Below are 24,093 nucleotides of genomic sequence, written 5' to 3'. Positions count from 1 at the left end.
AGTGCTAGCAGGCGTCGACTTGATGCGCAACGGTATACAACCGCGATGGGCGGCGCCTGCGGTGACTCGCTAACGCTTCTTCCGACCGGGGCCGGGCTTCGTGCCACGCACAGGCTGCTTGCGTGCTTGCTCGATCTGTTTCAAATCCCGTGTCGCCGCATCGAAGTCGCGCTCGACGGGCGAAGACTGGTTCAGCTGGTGTCGCTTAAACCTGGCGAACTGCGCCTTGCCATGTTCCAGCGCCTGTTCACTGCTGACGCTGCCTGCGTGCGTCAGGACCGCGCGATCGCTCAGACGCAGAAGGTCATCGAGCTTGGCGATCCAGTCGGCCATGGTCATCGGTTTGCGGTTGAACGCCTGTAGCTCCGCGAATTCCAGATAGGCGGTCCGATGCGGTTGAGCGCTTCCAGTTCATCGGCCTGCAGATAGCTCTTGGCCACCACCGCGTCTGCGCCGCGCGGCGCGCTGCCGACCCAGTTGGTCATGCCGGCCTGTGGCTTGTCGCCATCGGCACGCGCCAGGATCAGCTCCGCGGCGGTGTGTCCGTGCGCCGCCCAGTGCATCTTGTTCTGCACGGTGGCGAAGAAGCGCTGACTGGCTTCGGCTCTCGGATCGTAATCGACGCTGGTCGCGTAGATATCCAGCACCTTGCGCCAGAACATCTTCTCCGAGGAGCGGATGTCCCGAATCTTCTCCAGCAACTCTTCGAAGTAACCGTCGTCCGGGCCGCGCTTGAGACGCTCGCTGTCCAAGGCGAAACCTTTGACCAGATAGCTGGAGAGGCGCTCGGTGGCCCACTGGCGGAACTGTGTGCCCCGGGCGGACCGGACGCGATAGCCGACGGCGAGGATGGCGTCGAGATGGTAGTGATCGGTCACGCGCTTTACTTGGCGCTCGCCCTCCATTTGAACTATTCGGAATTTCCGAATAGTTCGTTCAGGATTGAGCTCGCCCTCGGCGTAGATCCCCGCCAGATGCTCGTTGACGGTCGGAACAGACACCTTAAAAAGCTCTGCCAGCTGCCGTTGCGTTAGCCAAACAGATTCGCCTTCCAGCCGAACCTGGATGCGCGTCTTTGCGTCCTCCGTGCGGTAGAGGATCAGCTCCGACTGCGGCGCGTCCTGATCTTCCTGGCTCATTGTGTCTCCTATTTGCGTCAGAACAAGTCGCCCTGGATCGGTGTGGCCGCATCCTCGGCGCGCGCGGGTTCCATCGCATTCTCCTGACCTCCCAACCGCCACGCCAATCCCGACATCCGCTCGGCGTGGCGGGCCAGGGCGTCGCGCAGGACCTGGGCGCTGCCGGCGATGTGCAGGCGGGTGCGGGCGCGGGTGATGGCGGTGTAGATCAGTTCGCGCGAGAGGACGCGGCTGTCGTTGCGGGGGAGCTGTAGCCAGACTTCGTCGAATTCGCTGCCTTGTGCCTTGTGCACGGTCATGGCGAAGGCGCTGTCGTGGGCGGGCAGTGTGGCGGGGTGGAAGGCGCGCACTTCGCCAGGTGCGTCGCCGGGGAACCAGGCCATCAGGGTGCCGTCTTGTGCGGCAGATGGGCTTGCTTCGCCAGACTCGGAGAACGAGCTAACTTCGCTGCGCAGGCAGATGCCGATGTCGCCGTTGAACAGGCGGTGGCGGTAGCTGTTCTGGGTGATCAGCAGCAGGCGGCCGTGGAACCAGGCCGGGGTGGGGCCGGTGCGGCGGCCGGAGAGCAGTTCTTCGATGCGGGCGTTGAGGCCGCGCGCGCCCTGCGGGCCTTCGCGCACGGCGGTGAGCAGACGCAGGCGCTGGGCGCGGGCCAGGGCGGTGGCCGGGTCGGGGGCGTCGGCCAGGCTGCGCCAGTGCGCCAGCAGGGCCTCGCGCTGCACCTCGAACGGGTCCAGCACGTCTTCGTGGAAGTGCACGCCCTGCAGCCCGCCGCCGCGCAGCAGGGCCAGCGCGGTGTCGGCCTCGCCGCTGCGCGCGGCTTCGGCCAGCGGGGCGAGGTCGAAGTCCGCGTCCTGGCGGTATCCGCGACGCAGCTGCACGCGATGGCCGCGCAGGCCGGTGGCGTCGGCATCGATGGGCGTGCCGGGGCCGAGCAGCGGCTGCAGCGCGCGCGCGTCGTCCTCGCGCAGGGCGTCGCCCGCGCCGGCGGCGGCGAGGATGGCGGCCAGCACGTCGCCGGCCTCGACCGAGGGCAGCTGGTCGGCGTCGCCCAGCGCGATGAGCTGGGTGCCGTCGGCCACGGCCTCGACCAGCTTGCACATCAGCGGCAGGTCGACCATGGAGGCCTCGTCCACCACCAGCACGTCCAGCGGCAGCGGGTTGTCGGGCGTGTGGCGGAAGTCGGGGCTATCCGGGATGACGCCGAGCAGGCGGTGCAGGGTGCTGGCGGTGTCGGGCAGCGCGGCGCACAGGGCCGGGTCGATGCCGGTGGCCAGCATCGCGGCCACCGCGCGGCGCAGGCTTTCGGCCATGCGCTCGGCGGCGCGGCCGGTGGGCGCGGCAAGGGCGATGCGCGGCGGCGGCGCGCCCGAAGCGGCGGCCAAGGCGATGCGCAGCACCAGCAGGCGGGCGATGGTGGTGGTCTTGCCGGTGCCGGGGCCGCCGGTGACCAGCAGCAGGGCGCGGCGCAGGGCCAGCGCGGCGGCGCGGGCCTGGCGGTCCTCGCCCTGGGCGGCGTGCGGGAACAGCGCGGCGAACGCCTCACGCACGCGGCCGGGGGCGTCGGTGAGCGGTGGCTGCGCGGCGATGCGGCGCAGGCCGGCGGCCAGGCGCGCCTCGTACTCGCGGTAGCGGCGCAGGTAGAGCAGGCCGGTGCCCTCGCCGGTGTGTTCGAACACCAGCGGCGCATCGGTGGCCGAGGTGGCGAGCGGATCGTCGGGCTGCGCGATCCAGGGCGAGGCGCGCAGCTGTTCGATCCAGTCGGCTGGATCGGGCCAGGGCAGCGGCGGGTCGGCGCTGGGTGCGGGGCCGGCGTCGATCAGCAGGCGCGGGCGCGCGGGGTCGAAGCCGGCGTGGCCGTTGGCCACCGCCAGCGAGGCCAGGGCGGCGGCGGCCAGCACGGCGTCCGGGGTGTCGGGGCGCAGGCGGCGCAGGCTCTGCGCGAACGCGTGGTCGAGCGTGCGCAGGTGGCCTTGGGTGTGGAGGGCGGTGAGGAGGAAGGGGGTGGAGCTCATGGTGTGCGCTCGCTTGGTGCTTCGGCACCGTGATTGCGAGCGTGCTTGGGGTCGCGGGTGGGGGTGGAGAAGACAGACGTGTTCTGTTGAGCGCCGCGGAGCGGCAGCGTTCCTTCTTCGGGTTGGGTGCTGCGCGCGTTCTGTTTGTGACTTCGGAAGCGCCCCCTCACCCCCTCAATCGCTAGCCGCGATGTCGAGCTCTCCCCCGCGGGCGGGGGAGAGGGGGCAGAAGATGGCGCGCGCTGTGGAGAGGGGGCAGTGAGGTGCGCGTGCGGGTGAACCGAAGCGTGCAAGTGAGGGCTCATGCCGCGGCCTCGGCGGCGTTGCCGGCGAACAGGGCGTCCAGCGCGTGAATCAGTTCCGGGGCGAAGCGCTGGGCGTGGACGCCAGGGGAGTCGGCGCGGGTGGCGTCCAGGCCGCGGCAGAACAGGTAGCGCAGGCCGCCGAAGTCGCGGGCGTAGTCGTAGGCCGCGCCCAGGCGGAAGCGCAGCCAGCGGTGCAGGGCCAGGGTGTAGATCAGGGCCTGCAGGTCGTACTCGCTGTGCGCCATCGCCTGGGCCATGGCCGCCGCGTCGTACTGGGGCAGGCGGTTGGACTTGTAGTCCAGTACGTACCAGCGCCCGACGTGGGTGTAGGTGAGATCGATCAGGCCGGTCATCAGACCCTCCAACACGCGGCGCAGGCCGAAGCCGTGGCGCTCGCGGATCACGCCATGGGCGTGCAGCAGCTGCAGCAGCGCGTCCACCTGGGTGGGCTGCAGGGCGAACTGGAACTCGATCTCGGCGCGGCGCGCCTCGGTCGGCAGCTCGCACAGGCGCAGGCCTTCGGGCAGGGCGACGGTCAGCGTCTGGCCGATCAGGTCGGTCAGCGCGGCCACGCCGTCGTCGAGGGCGTCGAGCGGGTAGCCGCCGGCCTTCAGCGCGGTCTCGATCGTGCTGCGCTCGTCGGCCGGCGCGGGGTCGCCGGCCTGCCAGTCGCGCCAGGCGCCGAAGTCGGCCTCCTCCAGCGCCGCGTGCAGCACCACGCCGAAGCGGTTGCCGGAGAAGCGCGCGTCGAAGGCCTCGGCCGGCTGGGTCGCGTTCGGCGTGGGGTCGGCCTCGGGTTCGTCGCGGCCGCCGGCGGTGGCCACGGTGGCGCGCGTGGAGGTGTCGACGCTGCCGCCCTCGGCGTTGGCCAGCTGGGTGAAGCTGTAGACCCACCAGTCCGGCGCCAGGTGGCGCGTGGCCTGGCGCGCGGGCGGCGTGTCGCCGGCATGCGGCGGCGGCGGCCACGGCAGCGCGGCGGGCTGGGTATCGTCGCGGGCGATGTCGGCAAGCTCGGGCAGGCCGTCGAGCATCGGCCACAGCGGGGTCCTGCGGTGCTCGTAGAAGGCGCCGGTGGCGATCCATAGCGCGTGCTCGGCGCGGGTCAGGCCGACATAGAGCAGGCGCGCGTCCTCGGCGCGCTGGGCATCGACCCAGCGCTGCCTGGCGGTGGCCCAGCCGGAGGTCTCGGTCTGCAGTCTCCAGTGCAGCGCGCGCGTGCCGTCCTCATCGGCCACCACGCAGGCGCGGCCCGGGTCGGGCGGCTTGCCGCCGATGCCGGCGAAGGGCAGGAACACCAGCGGGTACTCCAGGCCCTTGGACTTGTGCAGGGTGACGATCTGCACACGGCGCGCGTCCGACTCCAGCCGCAGCAGCTGGGTCTCGTCGTCCGGGTCGGCCTGGGCGATGCGCTGGCCCAGCCAGTCCACCAGCCCGGCCAGGCCCAGCGCGCGTGCGTCGGCCTGCTGCAGCAGTTCGCCCAGCTGCAGGTAGTTGGTGAGGCGGCGTTCGCCGTCGAACAGGCCGAGCAGGCGCTCGGCGTTGTCGGCGCACAGGTCCGAGACCAAGGCCAGCGGGCCGCCGCGCTGCCAGCGCTCGCGCCAGGCCACGGCGCGCTGCTGCCAGGCGCCGAGCGCGGCGCCGTCCTCTTCCAGCGCGGCGATGCCGGCCGCGTCCACGCCCAGCAGCACGGTGGCCAGCGCCGCGCGCAGGCGGCCGTCGTCGGCGGTGTGCAGCAGCGCCAACAGCAGGCTCAGCAGGTCGCGCGCCTCAGGTGTGGCGAACAGGCTCTGCTTGCCCGCCGCCACCGCCGGGATGCCCACCGCGGCCAGCGCCTGCTGGATGCGGGTGGCCTCGCGGTGCGTGCGCACCAGCACGGCGATGTCGCCGGGCTGCACGGGTGCGCCGTTGAGCGTGGCGTCGCCGGCGCGGGCTTCGCTCAGCACCGCGTGGATGGCCGCGACGCAGGCCTGGGTGGCCAGTTCGCGCGAGCGCTGCGCGCTGTAGGGCTTCTGCCTGCCGGCCTCGTCGCTGGGCGGCGGCGGGGCTTGCCACAGCGTCAGTGCGGGCGCGTCGCGCCCGGCGCGCCGGTAGTCGGCATCGCGGCGCTGGGTGCCGGGCAGCACCGGGTGGAAGGCGATGTTCTCGTCGAGGAAGGCCTGCGCGCCGGCCTGCGCGTACAGCGCCTGGATCGCGCGCAGCACGGCCGGGCGCGAGCGGAAGTTGCGCTCCAGCGGCGGCGCGATCTGCGCGGTGGCCGCGGCGCGCAGGTAGGTCTGCACATCGCCGCCGCGGAAGCCGTAGATGGCCTGCTTGGGGTCGCCGATCAGGGCGAGGAAACGGCCGTCCGCGCCCTCGCCTGCGCCCTCGCCGAACACCGTGTCGAAGATCGCCCACTGGCGCGCGTCGGTGTCCTGGAATTCGTCCACCAGCGCCACCGCGTACTGCGCGCGCAGGCGCTGGGCGAGCGCGGCGCCGTGGGGCCCTGCCAATGCGTCGGCCACGCCGTCGATCAGGTCGTCGTAGGTCTGCACGCGCAGCTGGCGCTTGCGCTGGGCCAGGCGCGTGCGGGCGGTGTCGCGCAGGGTGTGGAGCAGGCGCACGCTGGCGCGTTCCTGTTCGTCGGCCAGCTCGGCGAGCGCGGCCAGGTACGGCGGGATCAGCGCGCACAGCGGCGAGGTCGGCGTGGATGCGGCCTTGCCCTTGTTCGTCTTGGTCTCCAGCGCCTCGGGCGCCAGCAGCGCCAGCTTGGGGTGCGGCGGCGTGGACCAGTCGCCGCGCGCGCAGCGCTGGGCCAGCTCGTCCCAGAGTTCGTGGATCCAGGCGGCCTTGTAGCTCTGGCCGTTGAGGATCTTGGCTTCGACCGCCTCCAGCAGCGCGGCGCGCAAGGCATCGCCGTGGGTGGCGAAGGCGTCGGCCAGCGCCTGCGAGGCGCGGTGCAGTTCGGTCGCGCTGCGCTCGGGGTCGTCGGCCTGCGCGGGCAACGGCGGCAGCAGTACGGGCTGGCGGATCAAGACGTCCAGATCGCGCGCCAGGGCCTCGGGGCCGGCGGGCCACAGCGTCATCAGCAGCGGCGCCTGCGCCGCGTCGGCGGCGGTGGTGCGCCACAGGTCGGCGGCCAGCTCGTCGCGCAGCGCGCGGTCGTTGGCCAGCAGCTCGGGCGCGGCAAAGGTCTGGTCGCTTTCCAGCGCATGCTCGCGCAGCACGCGCGCGCAGAAGCCGTGGATGGTGAAGATGGCGGCCAGGTCGATCTCGTCGGCGGCCTGGCGCAGGCGGCGGCGCAGCTGCGCGGGCGTCTCCTCGCCGATCTGCAGATGCGCGGCGATGATGGCGCGGCTGAGGGCGATGTCGGGTGCTTCGGCTGCGCTTGGTGCTGCGTCCTGTTGCCCCTGTGAGAGCCGCCATGGCGGCGAGGGGCTTTCCCCGTTTACTGCGTCTGCGCTGTCCTGCTCTCGTTGGAAATCGGAGGAGTCGGCGAGTTGGTCGGTGAAGCCACTCGCCGCCATGGCGGCTCCCACCGGGTCGGGGACCAGGGAGGCGGCCAGGGCCAGGCGCTCGCGGATGCGCTTGCGCAGTTCCTGCGTGGCGGCGTCGGTGAAGGTCACCGCCAGGATCTGGCCGATGCGCAGGCGCCGCTCGACCACCAGCCGCGTGACCAGCGTGGCCAGGGTGAAGGTCTTGCCGGTGCCGGCGCTGGCCTCGATCAGGCGCGTGCCGGTCAGGGGCAGGTGGAGGAAGGGGTCGGTGGGCGGGGTCATGCGCGGGCGTGGTGCGCTGTGCGGCGGGCGCATGGGGTGTGGGGCGGGGGCGGTGGTGTGACGATCTTCTGGCTGATGGCGATGAGGCGCTTCGCGTGCCTGCGCGATGCAGGCGGCGGCAACATGATTGCTGCTCTTGCGCTGGCGGGAGACGTTGCGAAGGGGCGTGCTGTGCTGGTCGTCCCGTGCGTTTGCGTGGTCGGGTCGAACGTCCCTGGATTCCCGCTTTCGCGGGAATGACGAGATTTGAGTTTGGGGCGAGGTTTGTGTGCGTCGTGGTGTTGAAGTGCGTCGCGATCGTAGGGCGGCTGTGTTGCCGAGCGGCTCGCAAACACGCTGAGGCGCAGCTGGCCGCGTCCATCGGGCAGGCCGTGTCCGCTGGCTCCGCCTTGGCCGCCGCGCCCATGCTGCGGGCAGTGCCCGCGTGAGCCGCCCTGCCCCGTCATGGTTCTCCCTCGCTTTCGGCTTCGGCGGCGAAGGCGTGCGCGTCGTCGAAGCCGGCGTGCAGGGTGCCGTGTTCGACCGCGCCGAAGATGTCGAAGCTGGTCTGTGCGAAGTCGCGCAGCAGGGCCGGGTCGGTGAAGGGGTCGCGGCCGCGCAGGGCGAGCTGGTAGGCCTCGCCGTTGCCTTCGCCCCAGCTGCGCTCGCTGCCGCGCCAGCGGGCGGCGGCTGCCTTCAGCGCCTTGTCGGCGTCCTCGGCGTTGAAGTATTCCCAGCCGCTGTAGGGGCCGAACGGCAGCGGCGCCTGCAGGCCGCGGGCGCGCACCTCGAGCAGGCGCTGCAGGGCGGCGCGGGCCTGGTCCGGGGCGAGCGGCGCGCGCACGAACGGCCCGACGCCGGGCAGGTCGCGGCTGCCCGGCTCGAAGAAGCGCACCAGCGGCAGCGCCAGCCCGGCCGCACTGGCGAGCAACCAGTCCAGCCCCTGGCGGATCGCGGCTGGGCCGTTCATCGGGCCCAGGCGTACATGGGCCAGGCCGTGTTGGTAGACGCCCTCGAGGCGGCCCTGCAGGCGCAGCGCATCGAGCTCGACCTCCACCCGTACGCTGCCGCGTGGCGCCGCGCCGCGCCAGGCGAGGAAGGCCTCGGCATACGGCTGCAGCCGTGCGACCAGTGCCGTCAGCTGCTGGCGCCCCAGCGGCCCGGACGGCAGCAGCGCACGCGCGCGCAGCGTCTCGTACAGGCCCTCGTCCTTGCCTTCGAGCAGCGCGTCGAACACCTGCTGCTGCAACAGCGCCTTCTCCAGCCCGGCGGCGGGCGCGAGCAGCGGCTCGACGTCCTGGCCGACGTCGTGGTCCTCGGCCAGGCGCAGGCCCAGGCGCTGGCGCAGGAACTGCTCGGCCGGCGCGGTGAGGAAGCGGCGCAGCGGTTCGAGCGGCAGCACGCTGTCCGGCTCGCCGCCCGACGCGGGCAGCCCTGCCTGGTACCAGGGCGCCAGCGCGGTGCGCGCGCCGCCGATGCGGACCGAGGCCGGCTGCCACTGCGTGCGATAGCTGAAGCGCCGCGGATCGCCGTTCGCGCCGAACGCGGCCGGCGCGAACGGCTGCAGCGCGTGGCGCACCGTCAGCCCCTTGGCCGCCGCGACCGAATCGGCGTGGTAACGCGCGGCTTCGGCGATCAGCTCGCTGACCAGCGCCGAGGGCTCGCGCACGCTGCCATCGCGCGCATCGGCGCCCAGGTAGCTGACGTAGAACACGTCCTGCGCGGCGGCGAACAGCTGCAGGAACAGGAAGCGGTCGTCTTCGCGCGTGGAGCGGTCGCCGTGACGGCGCCGCTCGCTGCCGAGTTCGGCGGTGAGGCGGTTGAGGCCGGCGGCCGGGTCGCGGCGCGGGAACTCGCCATCGTTCATGCCCAGCAGGCAGATCACGCGGAACGGCAGCAGCCGCATCGGCACCATGCGCCCGATGCTCACGCCGCCGGTCAGCAGCGGCGCGCGCGTGTCGGCCTGGCCGAGCACCGCGGCGAAGTGCGCGCGCACCACCTCGGCCGGCACGGCGGCGGCAAAGCCGGCGCGCGCAGCGTCCTGGGCGAAGGCATCGATCAGCGTGCGCAGACGATCCAGCGCGCGCTGGGTGTTCGCCGCCGCCGGGGGCTGCGGCAGCAGCGCGTCGAGCAGGTCGAGCAGGCGCTCGCGCCACTGGGTGGGCGAGAGCGCCTCGTCCAGGCTGCGCTGGGTGCGGGCCAGCACCCGCAGCAGGCGCAGCAGCGCATCGAGCGCATCCAGCGCGCCGCCTTCCAGCGCCGGATAGGGCGCGACGCCGGCGATCTCGTCGCTGCTGCCGCTGGCGTGGCCCAGCAGCAGCCGGTCCAGCGCGAAGGCCCAGGTGTAGGCGTCGTCGGCCGGCGCGCCGTGGCGCGCGCGATGCGCCGCGTCCACGCCCCAGCGCGCGCCGGCGGCGGCCAGCCAGCCGTGCAGGCGTTCGAACGCGGCCGCGTCCAGCCCGGCCGCGTCGGCCAGCGGCGGGCTGGCGAGCAGGTCCAGGATCTCGTGCAGGCCGAAGCGCGAGACCGGCAGGTCCAGCAGGCGCACGAACACCTCGGCCAGCGGCTCGCCGGCCAGCGGGCTGGTGTCGGCCAGCGCATAGGGAATGCGCGCGCCGGCCGTGTCGCCGCCGAACACGGCTTCCAGGTACGGCAGATAGGGATCGATGTCCGGTGCCAGCACCGCGATCTGGCGCGGCTGCAGCGGGGGATCGAAGCGCTTGTCTTCCAGCAGGCCGCGCAGCTGATCGTGCAGCACCTGCAGCTCGCGCAGGCGGGTGTGGCAGGCGTGCACCTGCAGGCTGGGATCGGTCGGGTCCAGCCTGGTGAGCGGCGCGGGCTCGGGCGGGGCGGCGCGGCGCAGCAGGTCGTGCTGCAGCCGGCGCAGCAAGGTGTCGCCCAGGCCGCCCTCGGCCAGGGTGCGCTGGCCGGTGTCGAGCGGATCGGCGTAGACCTCGATCTCCGCGCTCGGGTGCACCACCTCGTAGCTGCCCAGCATCGCCATGAAGTCGCGCCCGGCCGCGCCCCAGGCCTGCAGCAGGCGGTTGTCGCCGGCGGTGCCCTCGAACAGGTCCGCATCGGCCGAAGCCGCCGCGCGCGCGCGCGGACCCAGCGCCTGCAGATCGCCCCAGTAGCCCTGCGCGGGCGTGGGCAGGTAGAAGTGCAGCGTGCCCACGCGCGCCTGCGTGGCCAGCACGCGCAGCACGTCGGGCGAGACATTGAGCGTGGCGAAGGCGAACACGCGCCGCGGCAGGCCCTGCGGCAGCGCCCCGGTTTCGAACCGGTCCAGGTAGTCCTGGATGCGCCGCGCGCGGTGCGTGGTGCCGGCGGCGACATGGCGCCACAGCAACGCCTGCGGATCGCGCGGATCTGCGCCGGCTTCCCAGCGCAGCAGCCAGTCGCGACGCCAGGCCTGGTACTTCTCGAACACGCCGGCCAGCTCGCCGGCCAGCGCCCACGGCTTGAGCGCGTCGTCGCCGTGCAGATAGCCGGCCAGCTGCTCCAGCGCCGGGTTGGCCAGCAGCGTCGGGTCGGTCAGCGCCGCATACAGGCGCCAGTGCAGCGTGGCCGCGTCGAGTTCGTCGCGGGCCGCGTCCGCTGCCTGGCCCGGCGCGGGATTGGCCGCCAGCGCGCGGGCGACGAATTCGCCCGGGGTGAGGAACTCCAGGTTGGCCGCCACGCCGTGTTCGGCCGCCAGCGTGGCCTGCAGCCAGCGCCGCATCGCCACCTGCGGGATCAGGATCACCTCGGGCGTGAGGATCGACTGGCCGGGCACGGGCGTGCGCAGCTCGGCCGCCAGCAGCTGCGCCAGCAGGTCCAGGGCATTGGAGGGATAGAGCCGGAAGTCGGCGGGCGGCGGCGCGGGCATCGTGCGGGATTGTGCCGCAGACAGGTCGCCGGGGTTGAGATCGGGTCAGGGGCTGCAGTCGCTGGCGGCAGCGGTTCTTCCCTGTTCGGGGCGGCTTGGAACATGCTGGTGCGCAGGCACGCACCTTGGCCCTCACGGGCTGAGCGAGCGGATCGACGATCCATCGCCGCCGCAGGAGGAGCGGCGTGCGCGTTTCAGCGCCGGATTTCTGCGGAGATTGCGCGGATCGGTTGTCTCAGGATGGTCCTGAGCCTGGTCGGTTCGGTTTTGCGTGGATCGCTGAGATAGATCTCATGATGAGGACCGTTGAAGGTGACACCACGTCCGGGCATCACCGTGTCGTGCAGGTGCTTGAGCACCGGGCCTTCGTCATCGTAGCGACCGATGTGCAGGATCTGCAGCGACCGCCCCTCGGCGTAGGGCTCGAGGCGCAGCGAGGCTGGAGGATCGCTCCTCTTGGCGAGGGTTTTGGCTACCGCATCCTCGAACATGGAGCGGGTGACGAAGTCCGGCACCATGATCATGACCGTCCATTGCCAGCGATCCTTTTCGCGGCGGACAAAGGCACCGGGATCGTCCGACCACCAGAGCGCTTCCAGCGGCGGCACCACATAGTCGCGGCCCAGGCCGTTCTTCGCCGCGAACTTCATGGCATAGCTGACGCCGTAGAGCCATTCGACCGCCGTCCTGTACTCGGCCGCGGTGTTGGGGTCGCCCGATCCATCGACCTTCACATAGGTCAGGGTCGGCACCGCAATCTCGGCGAAGTCCTGCTTCGGCGGATTGAAAAGGTCGCGAAACTGCTTCTTCAGATCGAGCTTGTCCATTCACGCGTCCGTCCGGATCAGCCGGCCTGCGGGCGTATGGCTGCCGCCGACATCGCCCTGGAGAAAGCGGCTTCCTGTGCCCGCACGCATCACGGGTCATCTTCCCAGGCGATGGAAGCGATCCGCCAGCCGCGGAGCGTTCGCACGAGTTGGAACAGTTTGGCGCCGCCGCCGTCGTAGGGCGCGCCCTGGTAGAGGCCGCGCTTCTCGTAGGTCGAATGGCGGCAGGCGATGTCGCGCAGCACCTGTGTCCGCGCGTGCGTCTCCCATTCGTGGAAGTCGGTGAGCGTGCCGTCGGACAGCATCCGCGCCCGGGGCGCGATGAAGCTGTCGACCGTCATCGTGTCCGTTCCGCTGCCGGCTACCCGCGTGACGATGGCCTCGGGCAGGAACATGTCACGCAGCGCCTCGGCCGGAATCGCCCGTCCGCCGCGATTGTCGAACGCGCCATAGAAGGCGGCGATCAGCGCATCGATCTCCGCGTGGTCCTGCGCGTCGTCAGCGCCTTTCATGTCGTGCCAATCGCGTTCTTTGGGAGAGACGATCGGGCGTCTCGCGGGGATTGCGTCGAAGCATAGGTGTGTCGGGGCAGGTGCGCCATGGCGGCTCCAGGCGAGGGGCTTCGGATGGGCAGCGGTCCGGCGGGCAATGGTCCGCTACCGCGCGGGTCAAGTCACAAGGCTTCGGTTTGCGTGGTCACTCGAGCCCCCTCCCTTGCGCGTAGCGCAGGGGAGGGATGGGGAGGGGTTGGGGCTTTACCGGGCAAGCCACAGAAGCAAGAGCAACAGCACCCCACCCCCTCAGCCGCTAGTTCGCGACTTCGAGCTCCCCTTCGCCTACGGCGAAAGGGAGGGGGCAGATCAGGATCAGGGTGGGAAGTCGTCGACTTGCGGCCCCCTCCCTTGCGCGGAGCGCAGGGGAGGGATGGGGAGGGGTTGGGGCTTTACCGGGCAAGCCACAGAAGCAAGAGCAAAAGCACCCCACCCCAACCCTCCCCTTCGCCTGCGGCGAAAGGGAGGGGGCAGATCAGGGCCAGGAGCGGGAAGTCGCGGCTAGCGACTGACACGCGAAAGAACCACCGCCACACCCGAAAGAACCACCGCCACACCGCCGATGTCACGCAGCGTTGCGACAGCGGAAACGGACCGGCGTGCAAGCATCGACGCCGACGGGCTACAATTTCTGAACTGGCCAGTCCAGTCATGGTGGCATTCAGTCCGTGCAGGCCATGCTTAACCGATTTTTCGCATTCCGCCCTCCTCTCGCCTCGCCTGCCCACGCATGCCGCATTCCACCTCCCCTGCTGCGAAGTTCGAGGCGGTCCGCCTGGATCGCGGCGGGCGCGCGATCCTGTCCGGGCTGGACCTGGTGGTGCCCCAGGGCAGCATCACGGCCGTGCTGGGCCCGTCGGGCAGCGGCAAGTCCACGCTGCTGGCGGCGCTGACCGGTGAGCTGGTGCCGGCGGCCGGCACGGTGGAGCTGTTCGGCCAGCCGATCCCGCGCAGTGCGCGCGCGCTGCTGGAGCTGCGCAAGAACCTCGGCGTGCTGCTGCAGGGCAATGGCCTGCTGACCGACCTGACCGTGGCCGAGAACGTGGCGCTGCCGCTGCGCACGCACACCGCGCTGCCGGGCGAGCTGATCGACCAGCTGGTCGATCTGAAGCTCAACGCGGTCGGCCTGCGTGCCACCGGCGGGCTGTATCCGCGCGAGCTGTCCGGCGGCATGGCCCGGCGCGTGGCGCTGGCCCGCGCGCTGGCGCTGGATCCGCCGCTGATGATCTACGACGAGCCGCTGACCGGGCTGGACCCGATCGCCTCGGGCGTGATCATGTCGCTGATCGGCCGGCTCAATCATTCGCTGGGGCTGACCAGCGTCATCGTCAGCCACCACGTGCACGAGACCCTGCCGGTCTGCGACCAGGCGCTGGTGATCGCCAACGGCAAGCTGGTGTTCTCCGGCACGCCGGCGCAGCTGGAGGCCAGCGGGGACCCGCTGGTGCTCCAGTTCCTGCGCGGCGCGCCCGATGGCCCCATCCCCTTCGACAGCGCCGCCTCGGCGCGCGCCGCATAGGACCCGTGCCGATGGCCTTCGCCGCTTCCATCCGCTCGCTGGGCGCCGCCGGGCTGTTCTCGCTCTCGGTGCTGCGCGCCTCGGTGCCGACACGCGACTTCTGGGCCGAGCTGACCAAAGAGATCTACAAGATCGGCGCGCGTTCGCTGCCGATCATCGCGGTGGGCGGTGCGTTCGTGGGCCTGGTGCTGACCCTGCAGGGCTATCGCACGCTGACCACCTTCGGCGCCTCCGACGCGCTGTCCACGCTGCTGGGCCTGTCGCTGTACCGCGAACTGGGTCCGGTGCTGACCGCGCTGCTGTTCATCGGCCGCGCCGGCAGCTCGATCGCCGCCGAGCTGGGCCTGATGCGCGCCACCGACCAGATCAAGGCGCTGGAGCTGATGGCCATCGATCCGGTGGCCAAGGCGGTGGCGCCGCGCTTCTGGGCGGCGGTGCTGACCGTGCCGCTGCTGACCGGCTTCTTCTGCTCGCTGGCGATCAGCGCCAGCTGGTTCGAGGCGGTCAAGGTGCTGGGCCTGGACAACGGCACGTTCTGGTCGGCGCTGCAGGGCAGCGTGGATCTCTGGGACGACTTCGGCGTGGCCCTGCTCAAGTCGGCGGTGTTCGGCGGCGTGGCGGCGCTGGTCGCGGCCTACGTGGGCTTCAACGCCGAGCCGACCATCGAGGGCACTTCGGTTGCCACCACCCGCGCGGTGGTCAACGGCTCGCTGCTGGTGCTGATGCTCAACTTCATCCTTTCCGCCCTGTTGTTTCAGTGAGAGACCTCTAATGGCCGCACGCGGACCACGACTCGAATTTGCCGTCGGCGCCTTCCTGCTGCTGGCGCTGGCCTCGCTGCTGGTGCTGGCGCTGGCCTCGACCAACCGTTCCTTCGGCTTCGGCGGAGGCGGCTACGACCTCAAGGCCCGCTTCACCAACCTGGGCCAGCTGCGCGTCCAGGCGCCGGTGAAGATCGGCGGGGTGGTGGTCGGCCAGGTCGCCAGCATCGCGCTGGATCCCAAGTCCTTCGACTCGGTGGTGACCCTGCGCATCGACGGCCAGTACAAGGGCCTGCCGGCGGACACCGCGGCCGGCATCTTCACCAGCGGCCTGCTGGGCGAGAACTACGTCGGCCTGTCGCCGGGCGGCGACCCGGACGTGCTCAAGGCCGGCGACGAGATCACCTACACCCAGCCCGCAGTGGACCTGCTGCAGCTGGTCGGCAAGTACATGTTCAGCGGCGGTGGCAAGCCGGCTGGCGACGATTCCACCGCCAGCCCGGCGCCTGCGCCGGCGGCGACCGCCCCCAAGGGAGATACCCCATGAAGCGTTCCACGATCACCCTCGCCCTGGCCGCCGTCCTGGCCGCCGCCGCACCGACCGCCGTCCTGGCGCAGGCCTCCGCCGCTTCGGCCGCCGCGCCGGCGCAGGGCTCGGCCAGCGCGGTGGTGTTGAGCCAGTCCACCCGCGTGCTGACCACGCTGGAGCAGCGCCGCGCCGAGTTCAAGGCCAACCCGGCCGCGCTGAAGGCGTTCATCAAGACCGAGTTCAACACCGCCTTCGACGGCAACTACGCCGCGCGCCTGGTGCTGGGCGTGCACGGCCGCGGCGCGTCCGATGCCGAGGTGAGCGGCTTCGCCGATGCGCTGGCCGACAACCTGACCGCGCGCTACGGCCAGTCGCTGCTGGACTTCAACTCGCGCCTGCGCGTGCGGATCAAGTCCGAGACCCCGCTGCCCAACGGCAAGGGCGTGCGCGTGTCCAGCGAGATGCTGCGCGAGAGCGGCGACCCGGTGCCGGTGGACTACCTGATGCGCAACGTCGGCGGCCAGTGGAAGATCTTCGACGTGATGATCGAAGGCATCTCCTACGTGCAGACCTTCAAGAACCAGTTCGACGGTCCGCTGCGGCAGAAGTCCATCGCCCAGGTCACCGCCGACCTGCGCGCCGGCCGCATGCAGGCCTCCGGCGACACCGGCCAGCGTTGAGCCGCCGATGAGCACCGCGACACTCCGGCGCGAGGGCACGGCCCTGGTCTTCAGCGGGGCGCTGGACCGGGCTGCCGCGCAGGCCCTGTGGCCGTCCGCGCAGCGCGCGCTGGACGGCGCGCAGCGGCTGGACGTGTCGGCCGTGTCGGCGCTGGACAGCGCCGGCCTGGCGCTGCTGGTCGCGCTGGCCGCGCGCCTGCGCGCCGCGGGCAGCGGCCCGGTCACCGTGGAAGGCGCCGCGCCCGGCCTGGCCGAGCTGTGCGCTGCGTATCGCCTGACACCGGCGCTGGATTATCAGCCGGCTTGATTGCCCGGCACCGACATTAGCGTCGGTCCGCCCCCCAGAGGGATCTTAGGAATGAAGACCTTGCATCTGTTGTCCCCGCTGCTGACCGGCCTGCTGCTGGTCGGCTGCGCCTCCAACGCCACCAAGCCGGCGGCGCCGTCGGCCGGCGCCACCGTGCCGCCACCGTCTCCTGCCGCCGCCGCGCCCGCGGTCGAACCGCCGCCGGCAGCGCCGGCCGCCCAGGCGACCGCGCCGACCACGGCCGCGCCCAGCACGGCGACGAGCGCGCCGCCGACCAGCGCCGAGAACGACTACAGCGCGATCTACGACCCGGTCGCCGATCCCACCCTGCCGCCGCCGGCCGAGGGCGCGCCGCCCAGCTACGACCCGTGGGAGAAGTGGAACCGCAAGGTCCACGCCTTCAACAACGTGGTCGATCGCAACGTCGCCAAGCCGCTGGCCACCGCCTACATCAAGGTGGTCCCTCGCCCGGTGCGCAACGGCGTGCACAACTTCTTCGACAACCTGGGTCAGCCGCTGACGGTGGTCAACAGCCTGCTGCAGGGCAAGCCGGGCGAGGCCTGGGACGCGCTGGGCCGGTTCCTGATCAACACCACCGCTGGCGTCGGCGGCGTGGTCGATGTGGCCACGCGCGATCAGGTGCCCAACACCAGCGAGGACTTCGGTCAGACCCTGGGCGTGTGGGGCTGGCGCCAGTCGCGCTATCTCGAGCTGCCGCTGTTCGGTCCGCGCACCGTGCGCGACACCTTCGGCCTGATCGGCGATGCGCCGCTCTCGCCGGTGCAGCGCGTGGAGAACGACAAGGCGCGCATCTTCCTGCAGGGCCTGCAGCTGGTCGACGTGCGTACCCAGCTGATGTCGCTGGACTCGATCCGCGAAGGCGCGGTGGACGAGTACGCGCTGTTCCGCGACGGCTGGCTGCAGCGCCGCAACTACCAGATCAGCGACGAAGGCGAGCGTAGCCGCCGCAAGGGTCACGCCAACGACGACCTGCCGGCCTATCTGCGCGACGACGACGACAATCCGACCGTGCCGATGGACGCCATTCCCACCATCATGCCCAACGCGCGCTGATCTCAGGCGCGCCTCAACGAAGAAGGCCGCCCTCGCAGGCGGCCTTCTTCGTTTGCGCTAGGGCGTTGGCGATCAGGCGGCCAGCGCGGCGTCCACGGCCTCGCGCAGGCGCGCGTCGTCGGCCGCCACGTCCGGCGAGAAGCGCGCCACGACGCGGCCGTCGCGACCGATCAGGAACTTCTCGAAGTTCCACAGCACGCCCGGCGCCGGGTTGACCTTGATGTCCAGGCCCTTGAGCTTCTCGCGCAGCGGGCCTTCGCCGAGGGCCACCGGCTGGGCGTTGACCAGCGCCTGGTAAAGCGGATGCACGCTGTTGCCGGCCACCGAGATCTTGGAGAACAGCGGGAAGGTCACGTCGTACTCGGTGCTGCAGAAGCTGGCGATCTCCGCATCGCTGCCCGGCTCCTGCTCCTTGAAGTTGTTGGCCGGGAAGCCGAGCACTTCCAGGCCGGCCTCGTGCTTGTCGCGATACAGCGCCTCCAGGCCGGCGTACTGCGGCGTCAGGCCGCACTTGGACGCGACGTTGACCACCAGCAGCACCTTGCCGCGGTAATCGCCGAGCTTGGCCGGCTGGCCATCGATGGTGGTGAGGGGAATGTCGTACAGGCTGGTCATCGGCGCGGACTCGGGCTGGATGGGAGAACGGGCCGCTAGTCTAGGCTGGAAATGTTGACGCCCGCTTCCGCCAACCCTGCAGGCACGTGAACGCCCGCGTCGTCGTCCCGCGCGCGGGCGACCAGGCCTCGCCGGTCGAGCACCGGCGCGGCGGCCAGCAGCCAGTCCGGGTAGGCGCGCACGCTGACGACCAGCGTGCAGGTGCCCGCCGCATCGACGCAGGGCGGGCCGTGGATGGCGCCGATGGACACGGTATGGCCGAGCAGGCCCAACTCCTCGAGCGAGCCGATGACCTCGCGCATCATCCGCTCGGTGTTGGTATTGGCGCGGACGAAGCGGTAGTAGCGGCGGACCTGGTCGTTCATCGAAGACTCCTGCGACGCACGTGGGACGGCGGGACCTTCGTGACGGTCTGCTTGCGCGGGATCAGACACCGGCAATGCCGCAGAGCGTGACGACCCTGGCATTCAGATGCCGGGCCTCGAGCAGGGCGCACAGGCGCTGGCTGACTTCGCGCACGCCGCACAGGTTCTGCGGGCCATACAAGGTGTAGGTTGGACGGTCATCGCCGTAGGGCTGAAGGCGCCGGCCCACGTGGACGGCATTGACGCCGCTGGCGCGGGCCCAGAGCTCACGCAGTTCGGCCGGTCCGATGCTGTTGTTCCCGCCAAGGGTGAACGAGAACATCGCCACCTGCGACTGCGCCATGGATCCAGCTCCTGGTATGCGCCACATGCCGGTCGCACCCAGTCGCAGATCTGGAACCTACGCGCGCGGCCGTTCCGGAAACGTGAGGGGCCGCACAGACGCAGCGCTTCATGACGGCGCGGATGCCACGCTCCGCGCGATGGACGCGCACTCGCTATGAACTTCGAACTGCCTTCCAAGACTGGACACGCGCACAAAGCGTCGGTCATTCCCGCGAACGCGGGAGGTACTTTTCGGCAGAGGCATGTCTGACGATTCAGCGTCTTTGCTGCTTGCGGAGGAAGTCGCTGGGTTCCCGCTTTCGCGGGAGCGACGGTAGTGATGTCTTACGCGACGGAGCCTGCGCGGCGGCAATCGAGCGCGTCTGTCGCTGCAGTCGCAGGAGCGCACGGCTGCAGGTGTCGGCGAACGGGCCGCCAGACACCGAGCAGCGCGATCAGGCTTCCTCGTCCTCGCCGCCCGCGGCGGCGCCCTCGTCGGCATCGCCGATCAGGTCCTCGCCCAGCAGCGCCTGCGATTGCGCGCCGACCAGCGTTTCCACGCCGCGCAGCTTGCGCTCGATGGTGCGGGTCTTGCGGCTGGCATCGCCCAGGCTCTTGCCGACGGTGTGGATCTGCTTCTCGGCCTTTTCCAGGATGCCGGCGAACTTGCCGAACTCGCCCTTCACCGCGCCCAGCAGCGCCCACACCTCGCTGGAGCGCTGCTCGATGGCCAGGGTGCGGAAGCCCATCTGCAGGCTGTTGAGCAGCGCGGTCACCGTGGTCGGGCCGGCGATCACCACGCGATGCTCGCGCTGCAGCAGATCGACCAGGCCCGGGCGGCGGATCACTTCGGCGTACAGGCCTTCGGTGGGCAGGAACATCACCGCGAAATCGGTCGTGCGCGGCGGTACGATGTACTTCTCGCAGATGGAGCGGGCCTGCACGCGGATGGCGCGTTCCAGCTGCGCGCCGGTGGCGCGCACGGCCTCGGCGTCGCCGGCCTCCTGCGCGTTGAGCAGCTTCTCGTAGTCCTCGTGCGGGAACTTGGAATCCAGCGGCAGCCACACCGGCGCATCCTGCGCGCCGCGCCCGGGCAGGCGCACCGCGAAGTCGACCATCTCGTTGCCGTCCTCGCGCAGCTTGACCCCGCGCTGGTACTGCTCGGCGGTGAGGGTCTGTTCGAGGATGCTCTCCAGCTGCACCTCGCCCCAGCCGCCGCGCGACTTGACGTTGGTCAGCACGCGCTTGAGGTCGCCCACGCCGGTGGCCAGCTGCTGCATCTCGCCCAGGCCGCGCTGCACCTGCTCCAGCCGCTCGGAGACCAGCTTGAACGACGCATCCAGGCGCTCGTTGAGCGTGCCCTGCAGCTTCTCGTCCACGGTCACGCGCATCTGCTCGAGCCTGGCGGCGTTGTCGGCCTGCAGGCGCTGCAGCTGCTGGTCCAGCGTGGCGCGCATCTCGCTGATGCGGGTCTCGTTGCGCTGGGTCAGCTCGGTCAGGCGCAGGCCGAGCTGCTCGTTGAAGCGGCCCAGCGATTCGCCGCTTTCGCTGCGTGCCTTGCGGCTGTCCTCGGCCAGCTGCTCGCGCAGCGTCGCCATGTGCGTGTCGCTGCGCGCGATCAGCTCGGCCAGCTGCTGGCCGAAGGCGACGATGCGCGCCTCCTGCTGATGGCCGAAGGCGTCCAGCTGGGTGCGCATGTCCTGCAGGCGCGCGCCGAGCAGTTCGGCGGTGCGCTGCTGGGCCTCGCTGCCCTCGGCGCGGGCCTTGCGCGCGTCCTCGCCCAGCGCCTCGCGCAGCTGGTCCAGGCGCGTGTCGGTGCGGGTGGACAGGTCGGTGAGGTTGCGGGCGAACAGGTCCAGCCGCGCGTCCTGCTGGCGGGCCAGGCCGTCGAGCTGTTCGCGCAGTTCGCTGCGGCCGTTGCGCTGTTCCTCGCGCAGGGCGTGTTCGAGCGCGGCGTGCTGGCCGCGGCGCAGCAGCAGGACCAACTGCAGGAGCAGGACGAGGGCGATCAGCGCGCCCAGGATCAGAGTGTCGACTTGCATGGCGCGCAGTGTATCGGCCGCGGGTCTCAGGCATTGCGCCTGGGTGCCCGGCTTCAGCGCCTGGGCAACTGCCAGATGCGGCGCGCCAGGCGGCGCGCGGCGGGTGTGTCGGCCACTTCGATGCGCACGCCGTAGGGCGCCAGGCGGCGGCCCAGCTCGACCAGCGCCGCCGACGGCAAGGCCTGCAGGCCGATCACCAGCGGCGGCCCCTGGCGCGGTGTGAGCCCGAGCATGGGCACGGCGCGGCCGTAGGACCACAGGCCGCGCGGCGCGGACAGCCAGGCGCGCGCGACCCGCGCCAGCGCGATGCGACGCACGCCGAACAGAGTGCGGACCTCTAGCGAGCCGGCCTCGAGCGTGAGCCGCAGCCGCCACACCCCGGCGACCAGCAGCGCTGCCGGCACCAGCGCGAAGAGCGCCAGCCCGAGGCTGCCGCCGCGCAGCCCGGCCGCGCTCAGCGCCAGCAGCAGCGCCGCCAGCACGCCCGCGCCGATGCGTGCGGCCGGTGTGGCGCGGTAGTGCTGTGCGGTGTGTGGCGCTGGCGCGTCCAATGGCGACTCGCTCCCTGTGTGGGCCGCGAGTATGCCGCGCGCGCACCGCGCACGGCAGGCGCGGGCCGAAGCGCCGCGCCAGACTTGGACGCGGCCGAGCTCAGTCGAAGCCTTCCAGCACCAGCTTGCCCTTGGCCTTGCCGCTCTCGATCAGCGCGTGCGCACGACGCAGGTTGGCGGCGTTGATTGTCCCGTAGTGCTCGCCGAAGGTGGTGCGCAGGGTGCCGGCGTCGATCAGCGCGGCCACGCGGGTGAGCAGGTCGTGCTGGGCCTGCATGTCCGGGGTCTGGAACACCGAGCGGGTGAACATCGATTCCCAGTGCAGCGAAATGCTCTTGGGCTTGAGCGGCATCGCATCCAGCGAGGGTAGGTCGTCGATCAGCGCCAGCTGGCCCTGCGGCGCCAGCAGCTCGATGAACTGGCTGTAGTAGCTGCCGGTGTGGGTGAGGCTGGCCACGTGCTGGACCTGTTCGATGCCCAGCGCCTGCAGCTGCGGAGCCAGCGGCTGGCTGTGGTCGATCACGTGATGCGCGCCCAGTTCGCGTACCCAGGCCTGGGTCTCGGGGCGCGAGGCGGTGCCGACCACGGTCAGCGCGGTCAGCTTGCGCGCCAGCTGCACCAGGATCGAGCCCACGCCGCCGGCCGCGCCGGTGACCAGCAGCACCTGGCCCTCGCCCTGGCCCTCGGGGATGCGCAAGCGGTCGAACAGCAGCTCCCAGGCGGTGATGGCGGTCAGCGGCAGCGCCGCGGCCTGGGCGTCGTCCAGGCTGGCCGGCTTGCGCGCGACGATGCGCTCGTCCACCAGCTGGTATTGCGCATTGCTGCCCGGGCGGTTGATCGACCCGGCGTAGTAGACGACCTCGCCCGGCTTGAACAGGGTCACCGCCTCGCCCACCGCCTCGACCGTGCCGACCGCATCCCAGCCGAGCACGCGCGGCTCGGTCACCTGCGCGCGATGGCGCACCTTGGTGTCGACCGGGTTGACCGAGACGGCGTGGACCTTGACCAGCAGGTCGCGCGGGCCCGGCACGGGCTGGGGCAGGTCGACATCGACCAGCGCGGCCGGGTCGTCGATGGGCAGACCAGCCTGGAGATAGGCGACGGCTTTCATGGGGAAGCTCCGTGAGGTGGGGACAGGCGCCCATCTTCCTCCGCGCGTTTTGCCATGTTAACCGGCAGAATCGAGCATCACTTTCACTCCAGGAGCGCAAATGATCCGGCTCGAGGACCTGGCCCTGTTCGTGCGCACCGCGGCGCTGGGCAGCTTTTCGGCGGCCGCGCGCGAGGCCGGCCTGCTGCCCGGCCAGGCCAGCGCGGCGATCAAGCGGCTGGAGCGCGAGCTGGACCTGCGCCTGTTCGTGCGCACCACCCGCGCCCTGCGCCTGACCGCCGAGGGCGAGCAGTACCTGGAGACCGCGCGCGAGGTGCTCGACACCCTGCGCCAGGGCCGCGAACGCCTGCGCGGCGACGATGCGCCGCTGTCCGGCACCCTGCGCCTGGCCGCGCCCTCCGACCTGGGCCGCAACATCCTGCTGCCGTGGCTGGACGACTTCCACGCCGCCCACCCCAGGCTGAGCGTGCAGCTGCTGCTGTCCGACCAGGTCACCGACGTGTTCCGCGAGCCGGTGGACGCGGCGGTGCGGCAGGGGCGCTTCGACGACGCGCGCTACGTGACCCTGCCGCTGCTGCCCGACAACCGCCACGTGCTGGTCGCCTCACCGCGCTACCTCGCCCAGCGGGGACGGCCCGAACGCCTGGAGGACCTGCGCGAGCACGAGGCGGTGCTGTACATGCTCGGCGGTCGCGCCTACGACCGCTGGAACTTCGAGGTGGACGGCCAGCGCCAGGTGGTGCAGGTGCGCGGCCAGCTGCTCAGCAACAATGCCGATGTGACCCGGCAGTGGGCGCTGGCCGGGCACGGCATCGCCTACAAGTCGTGGCTGGACGTGCACCGCGACATCGCCGCCGGCCGGCTGGAGTGGCTGCTGCCGCAGTTCGGCGAACCCTTCCCGATCCTGCTTGTGTGCCCGCACCGGCGCCAGTTCTCGCCCGCCGTGCGCCAGCTGCACGCGCTGCTGGCGCAGCGCCTGCAGGCGCTGGCCGGAACGGACCGATTGCAACCTTAGGGGGTTGACGAAGCGCTCCGTGGGAGCCGCCACGCCGTCGATGAGGCTTCGCCCTTCAATTCCCTCGCCGCCATCGGCCCAAAGCGCCCCCACCTGTAGAGCGGAGCTTGCTCCGCTGGGGCCTTCCCCACGAACCGAACGAAGAGCAGCGGAGCAAGCTCCGCTCTACAAGGTGGGCGCGAGGCGATTGGAGGAGACAGCTGCTCCCACGAATCACTCGCGGCTGGCGGTCAGGTCACGCAGGTGATCATCGCGAAGAAAGCGGTGGACTCGCCGTCGATGGTGGCGCTGAAGCCGCCGGCCGGGGCGTCCAGGCCGCAGCTGTCCTGGCGGATGCGCAGCGTGGCCGCCAGCGCATTCGACTGCGCCGACCACACCGCCACGCGGCCGGCCTCGATCAGCGGGATCGCCACGTAGCCGGCATCGTGCAGCGGCGCCAGCGACACCGGCTGGCAGCCCTGCGCATCGGCCGGCTGATCCTTGGCCGCGGCCAGCACCGCCTTGGCGCGCTTGCCCATGATCCGCACCATGCGCGCATCCAGCGGCAGGCCGTCGCCGCGCTCCTCGGCCAGCGCCTGCAACGTGTCGGCCGAGACCAGCAGATGGCTGCCGTGCGGCGCGTCCTGGTACAGGGCCAGGCAGTGGGCCGGCACCTGCGTCTGCACGGTGACGGCGCGCGCGGTCGGCGCGGTGGCCGCGGCGGCGGCCAGGAGGGTGGACAGCAGGGGGACGAGCATGGCGGGCGACGCGGTCCTTCGGCA

General features: G+C 71.4%; 21 protein-coding genes. 7 read left to right on the top strand and 14 right to left on the bottom strand.

What is annotated here, in order from left to right; genetic code table 11:
* Positions 1–69: 69 nt before the first annotated feature.
* The 7 genes from MWN52_RS00630 to MWN52_RS00600 all read right to left on the bottom strand — a co-directional run bounded on the left by MWN52_RS00630 (position 70) and on the right by MWN52_RS00600 (position 12,400).
* On the bottom strand, positions 70–333 hold the full coding sequence (locus MWN52_RS00630; protein WP_286576057.1) for a RhuM family protein: 264 nt from the start codon (positions 331–333) through the stop codon (positions 70–72).
* Positions 334–335: 2 nt separating this feature from the next.
* Positions 336–1,139, bottom strand: coding sequence for a RhuM family protein (gene rhuM, locus MWN52_RS00625; RefSeq protein WP_286576056.1), 804 nt, complete (start codon positions 1,137–1,139; stop codon positions 336–338).
* A 17-nt stretch (positions 1,140–1,156) separates the two neighbouring features.
* A complete protein-coding gene (gene recD / locus MWN52_RS00620; RefSeq protein WP_286576055.1) occupies positions 1,157–3,154 on the bottom strand; it encodes an exodeoxyribonuclease V subunit alpha in 1,998 nt (665 codons plus the stop codon).
* A 301-nt stretch (positions 3,155–3,455) separates the two neighbouring features.
* Complete coding sequence (locus MWN52_RS00615; RefSeq protein WP_286576054.1) at positions 3,456–7,214, bottom strand: UvrD-helicase domain-containing protein; 3,759 nt, start codon at positions 7,212–7,214, stop codon at positions 3,456–3,458.
* A gap of 442 nt (positions 7,215–7,656) precedes the next feature.
* Complete coding sequence (gene recC / locus MWN52_RS00610) at positions 7,657–11,061, bottom strand: exodeoxyribonuclease V subunit gamma (protein ID WP_286576053.1); 3,405 nt, start codon at positions 11,059–11,061, stop codon at positions 7,657–7,659.
* 194 nt (positions 11,062–11,255) lie between these two features.
* On the bottom strand, positions 11,256–11,888 hold the full coding sequence (locus MWN52_RS00605) for a GyrI-like domain-containing protein (RefSeq protein WP_286576052.1): 633 nt from the start codon (positions 11,886–11,888) through the stop codon (positions 11,256–11,258).
* Positions 11,889–11,977: 89 nt separating this feature from the next.
* Positions 11,978–12,400 carry a hypothetical protein gene (locus MWN52_RS00600; protein WP_286576050.1) on the bottom strand — a complete coding sequence of 141 codons (423 nt, stop codon included), beginning with the start codon at positions 12,398–12,400 and terminating at the stop codon, positions 11,978–11,980.
* Positions 12,401–13,169: 769 nt separating this feature from the next.
* On the opposite strand from MWN52_RS00600, the gene MWN52_RS00595 reads away from it, so the two are divergent.
* From MWN52_RS00595 to MWN52_RS00570, 6 genes are read left to right on the top strand one after another with little or no spacing between them, the layout of a single operon-like run.
* Entirely contained in the window at positions 13,170–13,958 is a 789-nt protein-coding gene (locus MWN52_RS00595) for an ABC transporter ATP-binding protein (RefSeq protein WP_286576049.1), read from the top strand.
* 11 nt (positions 13,959–13,969) lie between these two features.
* On the top strand, positions 13,970–14,719 hold the full coding sequence (locus MWN52_RS00590) for an MlaE family lipid ABC transporter permease subunit (RefSeq protein WP_130520537.1): 750 nt from the start codon (positions 13,970–13,972) through the stop codon (positions 14,717–14,719).
* 10 nt (positions 14,720–14,729) lie between these two features.
* The gene (gene mlaD / locus MWN52_RS00585) at positions 14,730–15,266 is read left to right on the top strand and encodes an outer membrane lipid asymmetry maintenance protein MlaD (protein ID WP_130520535.1); all 537 of its coding nucleotides are present in this window, start codon (positions 14,730–14,732) and stop codon (positions 15,264–15,266) included.
* Positions 15,263–15,928 (top strand): MlaC/ttg2D family ABC transporter substrate-binding protein, encoded by a 666-nt coding sequence (locus tag MWN52_RS00580; protein WP_130520533.1) that lies wholly within the window; start codon positions 15,263–15,265, stop codon positions 15,926–15,928. The genes mlaD and MWN52_RS00580 overlap by 4 nt, the downstream gene beginning before the upstream one ends.
* 7 nt (positions 15,929–15,935) lie before the next feature.
* The gene (locus MWN52_RS00575) at positions 15,936–16,235 is read left to right on the top strand and encodes an STAS domain-containing protein (RefSeq protein ID WP_130520532.1); all 300 of its coding nucleotides are present in this window, start codon (positions 15,936–15,938) and stop codon (positions 16,233–16,235) included.
* Positions 16,236–16,286: 51 nt separating this feature from the next.
* Positions 16,287–17,309 carry an MlaA family lipoprotein gene (locus tag MWN52_RS00570; protein ID WP_286576048.1) on the top strand — a complete coding sequence of 341 codons (1,023 nt, stop codon included), beginning with the start codon at positions 16,287–16,289 and terminating at the stop codon, positions 17,307–17,309.
* 72 nt (positions 17,310–17,381) lie between these two features.
* On the opposite strand, the gene MWN52_RS00565 is transcribed toward MWN52_RS00570, so the two are convergent.
* The 6 genes from MWN52_RS00565 to MWN52_RS00540 all read right to left on the bottom strand — a co-directional run bounded on the left by MWN52_RS00565 (position 17,382) and on the right by MWN52_RS00540 (position 22,317).
* Entirely contained in the window at positions 17,382–17,924 is a 543-nt protein-coding gene (locus tag MWN52_RS00565) for a glutathione peroxidase (protein ID WP_286576047.1), read from the bottom strand.
* A 35-nt stretch (positions 17,925–17,959) separates the two neighbouring features.
* Complete coding sequence (locus tag MWN52_RS00560; RefSeq protein ID WP_286576045.1) at positions 17,960–18,289, bottom strand: hypothetical protein; 330 nt, start codon at positions 18,287–18,289, stop codon at positions 17,960–17,962.
* Between the two features lie 61 nt (positions 18,290–18,350).
* Positions 18,351–18,632, bottom strand: a complete 282-nt coding sequence (locus tag MWN52_RS00555; protein ID WP_130520525.1) for a hypothetical protein — start codon at positions 18,630–18,632, stop codon at positions 18,351–18,353.
* Positions 18,633–19,068: 436 nt separating this feature from the next.
* Positions 19,069–20,655, bottom strand: coding sequence for a DNA recombination protein RmuC (locus MWN52_RS00550; RefSeq protein WP_286576043.1), 1,587 nt, complete (start codon positions 20,653–20,655; stop codon positions 19,069–19,071).
* A gap of 53 nt (positions 20,656–20,708) precedes the next feature.
* Positions 20,709–21,206 carry a hypothetical protein gene (locus tag MWN52_RS00545; RefSeq protein ID WP_286576042.1) on the bottom strand — a complete coding sequence of 166 codons (498 nt, stop codon included), beginning with the start codon at positions 21,204–21,206 and terminating at the stop codon, positions 20,709–20,711.
* A 100-nt stretch (positions 21,207–21,306) separates the two neighbouring features.
* Positions 21,307–22,317, bottom strand: coding sequence for a zinc-binding alcohol dehydrogenase family protein (locus MWN52_RS00540; RefSeq protein WP_286576041.1), 1,011 nt, complete (start codon positions 22,315–22,317; stop codon positions 21,307–21,309).
* A gap of 100 nt (positions 22,318–22,417) precedes the next feature.
* Between MWN52_RS00540 and MWN52_RS00535 the strand changes: the two genes are divergently transcribed.
* On the top strand, positions 22,418–23,332 hold the full coding sequence (locus tag MWN52_RS00535; protein ID WP_130524060.1) for a LysR family transcriptional regulator: 915 nt from the start codon (positions 22,418–22,420) through the stop codon (positions 23,330–23,332).
* Positions 23,333–23,562: 230 nt separating this feature from the next.
* Here the strand turns inward: MWN52_RS00535 and MWN52_RS00530 are convergent, their stop codons facing one another.
* A complete protein-coding gene (locus MWN52_RS00530; RefSeq protein WP_286576040.1) occupies positions 23,563–24,069 on the bottom strand; it encodes a hypothetical protein in 507 nt (168 codons plus the stop codon).
* Positions 24,070–24,093 lie beyond the last annotated feature (24 nt).

Origin of the sequence: Pseudoxanthomonas winnipegensis, assembly GCF_030322905.1 — a bacterium.
In the GTDB taxonomy this organism is placed as follows: Bacteria; Pseudomonadota; Gammaproteobacteria; order Xanthomonadales; family Xanthomonadaceae; genus Pseudoxanthomonas_A; species Pseudoxanthomonas_A winnipegensis.
This window is presented reverse-complemented; position numbering and strand designations above follow the sequence as displayed.

Bases quoted from the DNA above. Each gene is read 5' to 3' on its own strand.
- MWN52_RS00630 (WP_286576057.1), bottom strand. From the start codon at position 333: ATGGCCGACTGGATCGCCAAGCTCGATGACCTTCTGCGTCTGAGCGAT.
- rhuM (WP_286576056.1), bottom strand. From the start codon at position 1,139: ATGAGCCAGGAAGATCAGGACGCGCCGCAGTCGGAGCTGATCCTCTAC.
- recD (WP_286576055.1), bottom strand. From the start codon at position 3,154: ATGAGCTCCACCCCCTTCCTCCTCACCGCCCTCCACACCCAAGGCCAC.
- MWN52_RS00615 (WP_286576054.1), bottom strand. From the start codon at position 7,214: ATGACCCCGCCCACCGACCCCTTCCTCCACCTGCCCCTGACCGGCACG.
- recC (WP_286576053.1), bottom strand. From the start codon at position 11,061: ATGCCCGCGCCGCCGCCCGCCGACTTCCGGCTCTATCCCTCCAATGCC.
- MWN52_RS00605 (WP_286576052.1), bottom strand. From the start codon at position 11,888: ATGGACAAGCTCGATCTGAAGAAGCAGTTTCGCGACCTTTTCAATCCG.
- MWN52_RS00600 (WP_286576050.1), bottom strand. From the start codon at position 12,400: ATGAAAGGCGCTGACGACGCGCAGGACCACGCGGAGATCGATGCGCTG.
- MWN52_RS00595 (WP_286576049.1), top strand. From the start codon at position 13,170: ATGCCGCATTCCACCTCCCCTGCTGCGAAGTTCGAGGCGGTCCGCCTG.
- MWN52_RS00590 (WP_130520537.1), top strand. From the start codon at position 13,970: ATGGCCTTCGCCGCTTCCATCCGCTCGCTGGGCGCCGCCGGGCTGTTC.
- mlaD (WP_130520535.1), top strand. From the start codon at position 14,730: ATGGCCGCACGCGGACCACGACTCGAATTTGCCGTCGGCGCCTTCCTG.
- MWN52_RS00580 (WP_130520533.1), top strand. From the start codon at position 15,263: ATGAAGCGTTCCACGATCACCCTCGCCCTGGCCGCCGTCCTGGCCGCC.
- MWN52_RS00575 (WP_130520532.1), top strand. From the start codon at position 15,936: ATGAGCACCGCGACACTCCGGCGCGAGGGCACGGCCCTGGTCTTCAGC.
- MWN52_RS00570 (WP_286576048.1), top strand. From the start codon at position 16,287: ATGAAGACCTTGCATCTGTTGTCCCCGCTGCTGACCGGCCTGCTGCTG.
- MWN52_RS00565 (WP_286576047.1), bottom strand. From the start codon at position 17,924: ATGACCAGCCTGTACGACATTCCCCTCACCACCATCGATGGCCAGCCG.
- MWN52_RS00560 (WP_286576045.1), bottom strand. From the start codon at position 18,289: ATGAACGACCAGGTCCGCCGCTACTACCGCTTCGTCCGCGCCAATACC.
- MWN52_RS00555 (WP_130520525.1), bottom strand. From the start codon at position 18,632: ATGGCGCAGTCGCAGGTGGCGATGTTCTCGTTCACCCTTGGCGGGAAC.
- MWN52_RS00550 (WP_286576043.1), bottom strand. From the start codon at position 20,655: ATGCAAGTCGACACTCTGATCCTGGGCGCGCTGATCGCCCTCGTCCTG.
- MWN52_RS00540 (WP_286576041.1), bottom strand. From the start codon at position 22,317: ATGAAAGCCGTCGCCTATCTCCAGGCTGGTCTGCCCATCGACGACCCG.
- MWN52_RS00535 (WP_130524060.1), top strand. From the start codon at position 22,418: ATGATCCGGCTCGAGGACCTGGCCCTGTTCGTGCGCACCGCGGCGCTG.
- MWN52_RS00530 (WP_286576040.1), bottom strand. From the start codon at position 24,069: ATGCTCGTCCCCCTGCTGTCCACCCTCCTGGCCGCCGCCGCGGCCACC.